Source organism: Pedobacter sp. Leaf250 (assembly GCF_920984735.1).
GTDB lineage: Bacteria > Bacteroidota > Bacteroidia > Sphingobacteriales > Sphingobacteriaceae > Pedobacter.
Genome location: NZ_CAKLBU010000007.1, coordinates 86,545 through 100,585, shown reverse-complemented (window position 1 = coordinate 100,585; position 14,041 = coordinate 86,545). Strand labels below are relative to the sequence as shown.

The 14,041-nt window shown below is 37.0% G+C and carries 9 protein-coding genes and 2 tRNA genes; 7 read left to right on the top strand and 4 right to left on the bottom strand.

The window, feature by feature from the left end:
* Window positions 1–35: 35 nt before the first annotated feature.
* Window positions 36–2,294, top strand: a complete 2,259-nt coding sequence (locus LUA91_RS07940; protein ID WP_231425502.1) for a GH92 family glycosyl hydrolase — start codon at window positions 36–38, stop codon at window positions 2,292–2,294.
* Window positions 2,295–2,514: 220 nt separating this feature from the next.
* The gene (locus tag LUA91_RS07935) at window positions 2,515–5,115 is read left to right on the top strand and encodes a glycoside hydrolase family 2 TIM barrel-domain containing protein (RefSeq protein WP_231425501.1); all 2,601 of its coding nucleotides are present in this window, start codon (window positions 2,515–2,517) and stop codon (window positions 5,113–5,115) included.
* Window positions 5,116–5,336: 221 nt separating this feature from the next.
* Here the strand turns inward: LUA91_RS07935 and LUA91_RS07930 are convergent, their stop codons facing one another.
* Together LUA91_RS07930 and LUA91_RS07925 are read right to left on the bottom strand one after the other, a co-directional pair.
* Window positions 5,337–5,663, bottom strand: coding sequence for a 2Fe-2S iron-sulfur cluster-binding protein (locus tag LUA91_RS07930; protein WP_056850742.1), 327 nt, complete (start codon window positions 5,661–5,663; stop codon window positions 5,337–5,339).
* A gap of 67 nt (window positions 5,664–5,730) precedes the next feature.
* Window positions 5,731–6,741 carry an NAD(P)/FAD-dependent oxidoreductase gene (locus LUA91_RS07925; protein ID WP_231425500.1) on the bottom strand — a complete coding sequence of 337 codons (1,011 nt, stop codon included), beginning with the start codon at window positions 6,739–6,741 and terminating at the stop codon, window positions 5,731–5,733.
* A gap of 247 nt (window positions 6,742–6,988) precedes the next feature.
* Between LUA91_RS07925 and LUA91_RS07920 the strand changes: the two genes are divergently transcribed.
* Window positions 6,989–7,678, top strand: coding sequence for a hypothetical protein (locus LUA91_RS07920; RefSeq protein ID WP_231425499.1), 690 nt, complete (start codon window positions 6,989–6,991; stop codon window positions 7,676–7,678).
* 48 nt (window positions 7,679–7,726) lie between these two features.
* Here LUA91_RS07920 and LUA91_RS07915 read toward each other — a convergent pair whose 3' ends face one another.
* Window positions 7,727–9,853: a prolyl oligopeptidase family protein gene (locus LUA91_RS07915; RefSeq protein ID WP_231425497.1), complete on the bottom strand. Its 2,127-nt coding sequence runs from the start codon at window positions 9,851–9,853 to the stop codon at window positions 7,727–7,729.
* 172 nt (window positions 9,854–10,025) lie between these two features.
* Between LUA91_RS07915 and LUA91_RS07910 the strand changes: the two genes are divergently transcribed.
* A complete protein-coding gene (locus LUA91_RS07910; protein ID WP_231425496.1) occupies window positions 10,026–10,766 on the top strand; it encodes a UDP-2,3-diacylglucosamine diphosphatase in 741 nt (246 codons plus the stop codon).
* 342 nt (window positions 10,767–11,108) lie between these two features.
* Here the strand turns inward: LUA91_RS07910 and LUA91_RS07905 are convergent, their stop codons facing one another.
* A complete protein-coding gene (locus tag LUA91_RS07905; protein WP_231425495.1) occupies window positions 11,109–11,573 on the bottom strand; it encodes a hypothetical protein in 465 nt (154 codons plus the stop codon).
* A gap of 926 nt (window positions 11,574–12,499) precedes the next feature.
* Here LUA91_RS07905 and prfA point away from each other — a divergent pair.
* The 3 genes from prfA to LUA91_RS07890 all read left to right on the top strand — a co-directional run bounded on the left by prfA (window position 12,500) and on the right by LUA91_RS07890 (window position 14,020).
* Window positions 12,500–13,573: a peptide chain release factor 1 gene (gene prfA, locus LUA91_RS07900; protein ID WP_231425493.1), complete on the top strand. Its 1,074-nt coding sequence runs from the start codon at window positions 12,500–12,502 to the stop codon at window positions 13,571–13,573.
* A 103-nt stretch (window positions 13,574–13,676) separates the two neighbouring features.
* Window positions 13,677–13,750, top strand: a tRNA-Asp gene (locus LUA91_RS07895).
* 196 nt (window positions 13,751–13,946) lie between these two features.
* Window positions 13,947–14,020 (top strand) — tRNA-Asp (locus LUA91_RS07890).
* Window positions 14,021–14,041: the final 21 nt, after the last annotated feature.

Here is a 14,041-nt window from a genome sequence, read left to right as displayed (position 1 = left end):
AACGATTTAATAATAATATTCTGAATAAGTTATATATGAGATTTTTAAACTTCAAAACATTAGTAATTTCCACGTCGCTATTTTTATTCTTTCAAACTTATGCGCAGCAAAAGTCAAATCTAACTCAATACGTTGATCCAATTATCGGTTCTGCTAAACATGGACACGTTTTTGTTGGTGCCAATGTTCCTTTTGGTGCTGTACAACTTGGGCCCAATAATATTATGGAAGGTTGGGATTGGTGTAGCGGATACAATTATGTAAGCAATACCATCACAGGCTTTTCACATACACATTTAAGCGGAACGGGAATTGGAGATTTGGGCGATATTTCCATTATGCCGGCAACTGGCATACCCATTTTAGAAAAAGGTAAAAAAGGGGAGGAGGAAAAAGGATATCTTTCTACATTTTCTCATGCCAATGAAACCGCAAAAGCTGGATATTATAGCGTAAAGCTCGACAAATATAATGTCAAGGCTGAATTAACAGCAACTGAAAGGGTAGGTTTTCATCAATACACTTTTCCTAAAAATGCAAAAACACCTCACATCATTGTAGATTTAATTGAGGGAATAGGCTGGGATGCGCCGGTTGCATCATCGCTAGAACAGATTGATGCCACTACCATTGTAGGCCACAGAAATTCTAAGGGTTGGGCAAATGACCAGCGATTGTATTTTGTGATCAAACTTTCTCAACCAATTAAAAATTGGGTAGTTTATGATAGTACCGTTGTTAAAAATGATATTGGCGTAGGGGGTAAAAAGCTAAAAGCCAGTATAGATTTTAATGCAATAAACAATAATAAACTTCAAATTAAAGTTGCATTGTCGCCAGTTAGTATCGAAAATGCCATGCTCAATCTCAAAACGGAATTGCCAGGATGGGATTTCGCTTCCACAGTAAAATCTGCCAATGCAAAATGGGAGAAAGAATTGTCGAAAGTAAAAATCGATGCTTCTATCAATACCAAAAAAATATTTTATACAGCGTTGTTCCACACCATGGTGGCGCCATCCATTTTTAACGATGTAAATAAGGATTATTTGGGTACAGATAAGAAAGTTTACAAAAATGCAAACTTTACCAATTACACTACCTTTTCGCTTTGGGATACCTACAGGGCAGCAAATCCTTTATACACGATTTTACACCAGGATAAGGTAAATGATATCGTAAATACGATGTTGGCCATTTATAAAGAGCAGGGTAAACTTCCTGTTTGGCATTTAATGGGTAACGAAACCAATACCATGGTGGGTTATCATGCGGTGCCTGTTGTGGTAGATGCCTATTTGAAGGGTTATCGCGGTTTTGATGTCGACCTTGCTTTCGAAGCTGTAAAACAATCGGCTATGCAGAAAACAGAAGGCATTGAATATGTACAGCAATTAAAATACATTCCAGCAGATAAGGTGAACGAATCGGTTGCAAAGGCTTTGGAATATGCCATTGATGATTATTGTATCGCCATGTTTGCAAAAGCATTAAATAAAACAGCAGATTATCAGTACTTCTTAAAAAGATCTGAATTATACAGGCAATATTTCGATCAGGATGTGCAATTTATGCGTGGCAAAATGGCTAATGGTAAATGGCGCACACCATTTAGCCCAGTTAAGGCCAAACACCGCGAAGATGATTATACCGAAGGAAACGCCTGGCAATATACCTGGTTGGTTCCACAGGATGTGGAAGGTTTAATTGGTTTGTTCGGTGGCGATAAACCATTCGTAAATAAATTGGATTCATTATTTATTGTACCTGCAGATTTAGGTGAAAATAGCTCTCCTGATATTTCCGGCTTGATTGGCAATTATGCTCAAGGGAACGAACCCGGACATCACATTCCTTATCTGTATGCCTACGCTGGTCAGCCTTGGAAAACAGCCGATTTGATCAGAAAAATTGATAACGATTTCTTTACTGCAAAACCAGATGGATTGTGTGGAAATGAAGATGTTGGTCAAATGAGTGCATGGTATGTTTTTACAGCAATGGGTTTCTATCCGGTTAATCCGGCAAATGGCGCCTATGTTTTTGGAACGCCGCTAATCAATTCAGCCACAATAAACTTATCTGCAAATAAGAAGTTTCAAATTAACGTGATTGGTAACAGTGTGGCAAACAAATACATTCAACGAATGACAATTAATGGTAAGGCATATACAAAATCATTTATAGAACATAAAATGATTATGAATGGTGGCGTAATGGAAATTTACATGGGCAATACACCATCTAAATTATGGGGTATTAATGGTGCCGACCGACCAGTTTCAGGAAAATAAATTTTTGGAAATGGATTTAAGTAGATCTTAGCTGCTTAGCCCCGCTATCACTTCAATCTTTTAATGGCAATTTACTAACCCTGATTTGCATTTTTACTAGTTAGGGTTAGTAAATTTAAATGCCATTTTAAAAGTATTTCCGTTCTATCCCTTTATAATTTACGTTCGGTATTCTTCGGAAAGAAACAGTTCAATAACATTAAAATATAAAATACACTACATGAGAAAATTGCTTTTCTTCTTCCTGTTTCTTTCTGCTTTAAATGTAAAAGCTCAACAGCGTTACGAGCTAAATTCAGGCTGGTTATGTGCCAATATCAAAGACATTAGTGCCGCAGGAAATCAAATATCGAGCACAAACTTCGCTGTGGACAATTGGATGCAAGCCACAGTTCCGGGAACAGTTTTAACCACATTGCTTAATAACAATAAAGTTCCTGATCCATTTTATGGAATGAACAATGAGAAGATTGCAGACATTTATAAAACAGGAAACGACCATTATACCTATTGGTTTGTAAAAGATTTTAACGAGAAAGCTATTGGAAACGAACAGGTTTGGTTGCAGTTTCGCGGCATCAATTACAAGGCCGAAATTTTCTTGAATGGTAAAAAAGTAAACCCAAAAACACACGAAGGCATGCATATCCGTGCCAATTACAATATCACCAAATTTCTTTCTCCAACAGGCAAGAATAGGTTGGCAGTAATTGTTTATCCGCCAGATTTTCCAGGCAATCCGAATGGCGGTCAGGGCGGAGATGGAACAATTGCCAAGGGTTTAACCACACAGTACACTGCCGGATGGGATTGGATTCAACCCACTCGCGATCGAAATACAGGAATTTGGGATAAAGTAATAATCGAAAAAACCAAGGGGATTAATATTTTAAATCCACATGTTGTTACATTGGTTCCGGGGAAGAGATTGCCTGATGCAAAACAACAGCCTGCAATTATCAAAGTATCTGTAGAAATAGAAAATCCAACCGGAAAAACAATTTCGGGCGTTTTACAATATGAAATTGCAGGTAAAACCGTGAAGAAAAATGTTACTGTTTCAGCTTCACAATCAGAAATTCAGTTTCCAGATTTAACGCTAGAGAATCCAAAACTCTGGTGGCCGAACGGATACGGGAAACAGGATTTATATCCGCTGAATATCAAGTTTATCAGTGCCAATCAAATTTTAGATCAGGAGAAACTAAATGTAGGAATCAGGCAGATTGATAACATTTGGAATGAGCATACCCAAAGTATGGGTGCTTACGTAAATGGGCAAAAAATATTTATTAAAGGTGGAAATTGGATTATCTCCGATGCGATGTTACGTTTTAGTGATGCCCGTTACGATGCTGAGGTTCGTTACCATAAAGACATGAATCTTAACCTGATCAGAATTTGGGGTGGTGCAATTTTAGAACGCCCGGAGTTTTACAACGCCTGCGATAAGTATGGTTTGTTGGTTTTTCAGGATTTCTGGTTCAGTGGCGATTGTAATGGTCGTTGGGTAGACCCGTTGAAAAAAGAAGATCAATGGACAAGGAGAAATTATCCTGATAATCATCCTTTGGTGTTAACAGCGGTAGAAGATCAGGTAAAGATGATCCGTAATCACGCATCTCTTGCTTTTTGGTGTGGAGGGAATGAAATTACGCCTCCAGAAGATATTTTAAACCCGATTAAAAATGATATTCTGCCACGTTTGGATGGAACAAGAAAATTCTTTGATTTTTCAAATAGTGATGAAATGTCGTACAATGCAATTGGTGGTAATGGCGACGGACCTTATGGCATTCAAGATCCAAAAAGCTTCTGGGCCGTAAAAACCTTTCCGTACAATTCTGAAGTGGGTTCGGTTGGCGTAGGCGATTATGAATCGCTGGAGCGCTTTATTCCCAAAGAAAATATGATCGCACCGCAATTTAAAAGTAAGCCCGATTCTGTTTGGGATTATCATAAATACATCGGTTACGATCAATACATCAATCCTTATGGAAAAGCAAAGGATGCCAAAGATTTTGCAATGAAAGCACAATTGGTTAATTATGATCAATATCGTGCCTTGATGGAAGGTTTCTCAAACAAAATGTGGGATTGGTATACAGGATCTATAATCTGGAAAACACAAAACCCATGGACGGCCTTACGCGGACAGATGTATGATTATTACCTGGATCCAAATGCCTGCCTATATGGTTTGCGTAAAGGAAGCGAGCCATTACACATCATGATGAACCCATTGGATAGCATGGTTACCGTGGTGAACAATGGTCTAACTGATCGTAATAATTTAATGGTACAGGCAAAAGTTTACGATATGAATGGAAAAGATTATTTCTATTCGCAAGTTTTCAATTCTATTGGAGCCTCTTCCGTTCGTCGGTTTTTTCCATTAAACGATTTCTTGAAGAAAATGGATCAGAAAGATGGTGTTTTTGTTTCGTTAAAATTATTAAACGAAAAGCAAGAAATATTGATCGAAAATATTTATTGGCTGGCTGATAAGGATGGAAATTACAAAGGCTTGCAAAACTTAAAATCATCGGCTTTAAAAGTAAATGCAGTTAAAAAATCTAACGGTAAAGTAGAAGTCTCATTAAATAATCCAATTGGAAATCCTGTTGCTTTTTTCAATCGCATTGCCTTAATAGATAATCAAACAGGTAAACGGATTCTTCCTGCTTTTTATGACGATAATTATGTGAGTGTGTTGCCTGGCGAAAGCAAAACAGTAATTATTGAATATAATGGTGATCAAAAGACAGCAATTGAGGTTTATGGCTGGAACGTAGATCGAAAAAAGGTGGAGATTAATTAATCGTCATTGCGAGGCAACGAAGCAATCTCATTTAATAAGTGAGATTTTAATGCCCCGCAATGATGTGATGTAAAAACAAACGCTACATATCTGCCCTTCAGCTCTTTGCATTTGCAGATTATCAAAAAAAAAGGCGACACTTACGTATCGCCTTTCTTGTGTATATTTTTCTATTGGCTGGTGTCCTTACCTGCTGAAACTCGAAAAAGAATTTTCTAAGCTTAGCTCACACCGTGAAGTTTCACTTTTAAGCCATCCATATTGTTGTTTAATTGTAATTGGCAAGCCAAACGGGAGTTAGGTAATAAATCTGGCAATGTATCCAACATCGCATATTCATCATCACTCATTTCGTTTAATTTTTCTTCACCTTCCAAAACATCTACACAACAGGTAGCGCATAAAGCCATTCCACCGCATGTTGCTAAAATATCATATTCAGATGCTTTTAAAAACTCCATCAAGCTCAAGCCCATATCCGTTGGGGCTTCGTGAGGGGTGACAGAACCATCCGGTTCTTGCATATATATTGTAATGTTGTTTTCCATGTTGCTCGCTTATAAGCGCAAACTTAATTAAAAAACGTTTTTTATTGAAACAATATTAGCGTAAAGCTTAAAATTCTGAAACGCCGTTTACTGTTGTGTATTTCATGGTATATTTCACACCAGGATTCATGTAAGAATATGCACTATGGCTCATCAATGCAGCTTCATGAAAACCACTTAATATTAATTTTAATTTGTTTGTATAAGTGTTGATATCGCCAATGGCGTAAATACCAGGAATGTTTGTCGAGTAATCATCAACATTCACTTCAATTGCACTTTTACTGATGTTTAAGTTCCAGCCTTCAATTGGACCTAGTTTAGGACTTAAACCAAACAAAGGAATTAAATGATCGGCTTCAACAACAGTTTTTTCCATCGTACGGTTCTGTACAATTTCAACCTGTTCCAATTTATCTGATCCTTGTACAGCTTGTAGGTTACTGTTTAAAACCAAATTAATTTTACCACTTTCAGCCAATGCCATTACTTTGGCAACTGAATCTGGTGCACCACGGAAACTTTCACTTCTATGAACCAATGTTAATTCAGAACAAACTTCGGCAAGGTAAATCGTCCAGTCTAAAGCAGAATCGCCACCTCCGGCAATAACCATTTTCTGATCGCGGTACTTCTCCGGATCAAGAATCATATAGTTAACACCTTTACCATTCTCAAAATTTTCCAAATTCTCCACAGCGGGTTTACGGGGCTCAAAGCAACCTAAACCACCAGCAATAACCACCACTTTAGCCTCGATTACAGTACCCATATTCGTGGTTAAAACGAAATCGGCTTCTCCACGTTTCTCTAAACCTTCAATCCGTTCGCCCAATGTAAACGTTGGGTGAAAAGGTTTTGCCTGCTCCATTAAATTATCAATAAGCTCTTGCGCCAATACCGAAGGATAACCTGGAATATCGTAAATCGGCTTTTTAGGATAAATTTCAGAAAGCTGACCGCCAACCTGTGGAAGGTAGTCAATTAAATGGCAACGCATTTTCAATAAACCGGCTTCAAAAATGGCAAATAAACCAACCGGACCAGCGCCAATTATGGCTATATCAGTAGAGATCATTCAAAAAAATTTGATGCAAAGTTACAAAATAAACTTTTATCAATTTCTCTATTTAGAAATATTCTAGATAATTTTGTAATGTTGTTCTAATCAATATTTTGTGTGTTTAAAATTCCCTGAAAACAAAAGATAAAGAATTTCAAGAATACTAAACAAACTATAATTTGTCTAGGGATTTAATAGATTTCTCTGATCGTTGTCTAGCTTGAGAATAATTTTTATGTTTAATAACAAAATATTTTAATGGATGATTGATATGAGTATTCTTTTGCCAATTTTAGGATTAGCATTTGTGGTTTGGGCTGCAGTATTTATTATTTATGGCGAAACATGGCAACTTCCAATTGCATTTATGCCGGTTGGAGTTGGTGCATATATTTATTTTGATGCTCAGCCATGGAATTGGCTATTGCTTCTTCCTGTATTGTCGATTTCTGTATTTAATGTTAGCGCCGTATTAAGTCAGCCGAAATTTAGAGGCTGGGTTAGCTACCTCAATTACATTCTTATATTACCAGTAATTGTAATATACATTTTAAATTTTCGCAAAATATTTGCAGATGATAGCCTGTTAAGAACCATTTTCTGTGGTTTGCTTTTCCTTTTAATGTTGATATATGTATCGAAATTTTGGCTTTCGGATGTGATATTATTATTGATAAATAAGTTTTACACTAATAAATGCGATAATTTAGAAACACAGATTACGCACCGATTTATTAAAGGTATTGGCAAAACAAGAACATTTCATGTTACCATCACAGCATTAGGCGCAATTGAAACTTCGGGTTTTTTCTATTGGTATATTGGTTTAAAAAAAATCAATCCAAATGATAAGGTTATGATAAAATTAAAAACCGGTTGTTTGGGAACAGAATATATAGCTGGTTTCCCTAAAATTATCTCAAGAAGCCCTTCTCACGAAAAATACTTATAAATCAATCTGATAAGCTTGGTGTAATGCGCTCATCAGATTGATATTTCTTTACCAAGTCATTCCCAGATTCTGAAATACAAAACTCCAAACATCTGCTGCTTCCTCAATCATTTTAGTAGTTGGTTTTCCTGCGCCGTGTCCAGCTTTTGTTTCAATTCGGATTAAAATAGGATTTTCACCTTTATACTTTTCCTGCAAAGTTGCCGCGAATTTAAAAGAATGCGCTGGAACAACACGGTCATCATGATCAGCAGTGGTGATTAATGTAGCAGGATAATTTACATCACTTTTAATGTTATGAAGTGGCGAATATTTAATCAAATAATCGAAATCTTCTTTTTTGTCGCTACTGCCATATTCAACGGCCCAGCCCCAACCCACGGTGAATTTATGGTAGCGTAACATATCCAGTACGCCAACTGCTGGCAGTGCCACTTTAAAAAGTTCTGGTCTTTGGGTCATGCAGGCACCTACTAAAAGCCCACCGTTCGATCCGCCCGAAATGGCGATTTTAGATGGATTGGTGTATTTTTCTTTTATCAAATATTCGGCTGCCGCAATAAAATCGTCAAATACATTTTGCTTTTTATCCAACATTCCACCTTTGTGCCAAGCTTCGCCATATTCGCTACCACCACGTAAACTTGGCTGAACGTAAATGCCACCTTTCTCTAAAAACAACATTCGCGATAAACTAAATCCCGGTGTTAAACTTACCTGAAAACCACCATAAGCGTATAAATAAACAGGATTATTGCCATCCAATTTAATTCCTTTTTTATGAACAATAAACATGGGTACTTTTGTTCCATCTTTTGAAGGATAAAACACCTGTTTGGTTTCATAGTTGTCCGTATTGAATTTTAGATCAGGCTTTTTATATGTTGCCGATGTCGCTTTCGCAATATCATAACGGTAAACGGTACCTGGGGTTGTGAAATTAGAAAATGTAAAGAAAAATTCTTTATCATCTTTATAACCTCCAAAACCATCTGCAGTACCAATGGCGGGCAAAGTTACTTCTCTAATCTTCTTTCCTGATAAATCATATTGAGCAATGTTTGTGCTTGCATCTTTTAAGTAAGAAGCCCACAAAAATCCACCTCCAGTTCCTACACCTTCCAGCGCTAATTTCGATTCTGGAATAATGGTTTGCCAGTTTGCCGGAGCATTGTTCTTCGGATCAATAAGCACCACCTTCTTGTTTTCTGCAGCCAAATCAGTGTTCAACAATAGCTTATCTCCAGCATTTTCAATAACGCTGTGGTTATTTTCGTATCCCTTAACCAGAAGCGAAATTTTACTTTTTGGATCCGCTAAATCCTGATAATGCAGCGCATTTCCCGATGTTCCGGCACTTGCATAAATTATAAGAAACCGCTCATCTTCAGTAACCCCAGCTCCAAAATAAAGATTTGGATTCGTTTTATCTTCAAAAATCAATTGATCATTTTTCTGCTGATCACCCAGTTTGTGGAAATAAATTTTTTGAAATTTGTTAGCGGCGGATAAATCCATTCCCTTGGCTGGCTCATCAAACTTGCTATAATAGAAACCATCGCCCTTCCATGCAGCACCAGAAAACTTGGTCCATTTCAGCTCATCAGGTAATTTGGCCTTCGTAGCAATTTCCATTACATAAATGTTGCTCCAATCAGAACCAGCTTGCGCTACAGAGTAAGCAACATATTTTTTATTGTGCGAAAATCCGATCAAAGAAACAGCAGCGGTGCCATCTGCGGTTAATTTATTGGGATCAAGAAAAACCTCTTCTTTTCCATTTAAACCTTTCTTAACAAACCAGATGCTTTGATTTTGCAATCCATCGTTTTTAGTGAAAAAGTAATATTCACCAACTTTAAAAGGAGCACCTTCTTTAGGATAATTCCATATTTCTGTTAGCCTTCTTTTAATATCATCGCGATAAGGGATTTGCGATAAATAATTTTGCGTTACTTTATTTTCTGCATTTACCCAGGCAGCGGTTTCTGCCGAAGTATCGTTTTCCAACCAACGGTAGGGATCTGCTATTGTAGTGCCAAAATAATTATCGGTTGTACTATCTTTTTTCGTTTGTGGATATTTCATCAATGTAATTTTTTTTGCAGGCTTTTTGCCATCGTTACAGGCAAATAGACTTAATGCAAATAAGCCTAATACAATTTGTTTTTTCATCTCGTATTTTTTTATTTACTAATATATGTTTTTTCCTTCTGTGTAATCACGCAGATTTTCTCTTCCAGATGACTGCATAGTTAAATGATTACTTTGATTTTTTCTTATTGGTTTTGCACATGGACTTCGGACTAAGAACTCCCAACTTTTTCCCCTACCTTTGAAGCCGAATATGTCCAAAAATATTTATTTCGCTTCTGATTTTCATTTGGGTACGCCGAATTACGACGAAAGTCGTAGCCGTGAAGTGCGTATTGTAAACTGGTTAAATTTCATAGAGCCAACTTGCAGCGAGTTGTTTTTAATGGGCGATATTTTCGATTTCTGGTTCGAATATGCTAAAGTCATCCCGAAAGGATATGTCCGTTTGCAGGGTAAATTGGCTAACATGGCCGATTCGGGAATCAAGATTTATTTCTTCAAAGGCAACCATGACATGTGGGTTCATGATTATTTCACCAAAGAAATTGGGATGGAAATTATCAGCGATGAATTGATTATCGAACGTGGCGACAAGAAATTTTATTTACATCATGGAGATGGCCTTGGCCCTGGAGACAATAAATATAAGTTTCTACGAAAGATTTTTAGAAGCAAACTTTGTCAATGGTTATTTGCTCGCTTACACCCTAATTTTGGCATCGGCATCGCAAATATGTGGAGCCAGGGAAGCCGGGCTGCGCAAACCGAAGAGGAAGTTTTTTTAACTGAAGATAAGGAGTGGCTAGCCATTTATGCAAAAGAGCAATTGCAAAAGCAACATTTTGATTATTTCATTTTTGGTCACAGGCATTTGCCTTTGGATATTGATCTGGGTAACGGAAGCCGATATGTAAACATTGGCGAATGGCTCAACTACAATTCTTATGGAGTTTTCGACGGGGTAGATTTGAAACTGGAATACTTCAAATAAAATTTTTGAAAGGTCGTGCTTTCGCCGTAACAGAGAGATTTTGCTGATTAACTTTTTGGAAAGAAAAATCTGTAAAACTATTTCTGTTCTCAAATGAATAAGCTTATAATATCTTTTAATATTTGGATTATGATCTTGCAAGACATTTCACCAATTAAGGGATAATGCACAAAAGATTGTTTCGAAGCCTTCAACCAAAGCTTTTCCACAACATCGTGCAACTTAAATACATTATATTTAAGTCTTTAACTATAACGGTTTGTGCCCTTGGAGTAGTTTAATAGCTATTAGTCTAACTTCCAAAGTTATCGTTTCGCTCAAAGAAACCATAAACATCATTTTTTACAATTGATTGCACAAAGTATCATTAGCATCACAAAATCCCTTCACTAAATATATCTCTAGATTATCAGACTTTCCATCCAAATCATAATCTAAGGTAATAGATAAATCTAGGTTAGTATCAGTTAAGCGAAGAATATTGTAAACAGCATCCTTATTAATCAGTATATTGTGCAATATCAAATTATTTCCTTGCAATTGCCATGTTGTACCCATCTGGTTGGGTAAACAATCAAGACCATATTTTATCTCATGATATAGATGGTCTTGGTCAGGTCTAATGATTAAGAAGAACGAATCCTCTCTTACCCTGCATTTGTTCACGTATGGAGCAGGAACTCCATTTATTTTTAAACTCTTATACATCCACCTACCCGTAAGTTGCGATTCGGTATAGATGTTCCTAGTTACTTCTTCAGATTTCTTTTTGCAAGATATCACAACGATGATAATGAGGAGCGTCAAGATTTTTTTCATGAACAAAAATATAAATTTGGCTCAAATAAGGAAATGATTTTCATTACAAGCAGCTAGCCCTATCTAGCCATGCAAAAATGTGCAGCTTTTTTTAAACCTTCCTCATCCTACGGAACACAAAAAATCCTGCAATAAAGACAGCTCCATACGCATAATGATCAAGGTCGCATTGTACGGGGCCTGTTGGAGTATATAATACGTAATTGTATTCATCATTCAGTGGGCCTAAGGCTGTGAACTGGCATTTATTACCTGTCTTAGCGCCTAACACAACCCTAGGACATGCAGTGGAAGTTGTTGGATATTTAATACCTAAAAGTTCATAATATCCTAAAACATTCTGTTGGGTATAAAGCAATCCATCTAAATTTCGCAAGCAACCAATTCCTGGTTGTGCTTTTAAATTAGCAGTAACTATTCCTACTATAATGAATATAATAAAATTAACTTTCTCATAACTAAATACTTGGTATTATTAAAGCTATGTAGAGAATTTGTGGTTTTTAGGGAATGAACAACTTGAACGGACAAAGTTTACGAAAACGCTATTTATTAGTCGGGCTTTACATTGCAGTCTCGATGAAAAATCGGGAGCTGCCATTGCAATCCCATTTAATTACTTAAGTTTTTTGCTGCTATTTGGGTTGCTACCGTTCATGCAATTTCAAAAACGAAAATACTTTTTAAGGTTACTAACCCTAATTTTAGAAACGCCGATAGAGTTAGTAACCTAAATATAAAAAGATTGAAGTGATACGGGACTATCGGCCGCCATATTTACAAAGCCTTTCATTTCCAAAAACTTAAATCTGTACAAGCCCGTTTCAAACTAATTCAGCTTTTTTCCTTATTTTTGCATTTCCTTAAATTTTAGCGAAGGCCGAGATATAAGGAATTTCAATACAAAGAATAGTATGTTAGATAAATTAGAAGCTATAAAACTACGTTGGGAAGATGTAGAGGAATCGTTAAGTAACCCGGATGTGATCCAGGATATGAAACGTTTTGCAGCTTTAAATAAAGAATATAAAGACTTGGGCAAAATTGTAGATGAATACAAAATCTACAAAAACGTAATGAGTAATATTGATGCCAATAAAGAAATTTTAGCCACTGAAAAGGATGCTGAAATGCGTGAAATGGCAAAAGAGGAATTGGATTTATTGTTGAAGCAACAAGAAGAAATGGAAAGTAATATCCGTTTAATGTTGATTCCAAAAGATCCGGAAGACGCCAAGAATGCCGTTTTCGAAATCCGCGGTGGTACTGGAGGAGATGAAGCCGCTTTATTTGCCGGTGATTTGTACCGCATGTACACACGTTATTTTGAAACTAAAGGCTGGCGGGTAGAAACCGTTGATGTAACCGAAGGTACGGCTGGTGGTTATAAAGAGGTTATTCTTAAAGTTAATGGCGATGATGTTTATGGTCAGTTAAAATATGAAAGTGGTGTGCATCGCGTTCAACGTGTGCCGGATACCGAAACGCAAGGTCGTGTGCATACTTCTGCAGCATCTGTAGCAGTTCTGCCAGAAGCTGAAGAAATCGATCTATACATCAATCCAGCAGATATTGAGTTACAAACCTCACGTTCAGGTGGTGCTGGTGGACAGAATGTAAATAAGGTAGAAACCAAGGTGCAGTTAACACACAAGCCTTCGGGAATAGTAGTGGTGTGCCAGCAAGAACGTTCACAGTTGGGTAACCGCGTAATCGCTATGGAGATGTTGCGTAGTAAGCTATACGATATTGAATTGCAGAAGAAGAATGGTGATATTGCTGCTAAACGTAAAACAATGGTTTCAACAGGAGATCGTTCGGCCAAGATTAGAACATACAATTATCCGCAAGGTCGTGTAACGGAACACCGCATCGGCTTAACCATGTATAATCTTCCAACTATTATGGATGGAGACATCCAGGAGATTATTGACGCACTTCAGTTTGCTGAAAATGCAGAGAAAATGCAGGAAGGCGCTGGAAATTAACCGATTACAAATATTTTAAAATAAAATTTGCAAATAAGGATATAGTCTCTATATTTGCAACCTCGAAAGAGGAAAGAGGTTCTAACTTTAAAGAAGAACAAAAGGAGTGGTAGTTCAGCTGGTTAGAATGCCTGCCTGTCACGCAGGAGGTCGCGGGTTCGAGTCCCGTCCATTCCGCAAACGAAGCCTTAACTTGAAAAAGTTGAGGCTTTTTTGTTTTCATAATAAATAAAATAAAAATATATCAAATGAAATTCAGCGGGTTACAGATATAACCTTCATAATCTTTCTGAAAATAGTAATTAAGTAAATATAGTGCCTATATTTGCAGTCCTGAAAGGGAAAGAGGTTCTAACTTTAAAGAAGAACAAAAGGAGTGGTAGTTCAGCTGGTTAGAATGCCTGCCTGTCACGCAGGAGGTCGCGGGTTCGAGTCCCGTCCATTCCGCAAACGAAGCCTTAACTTGAA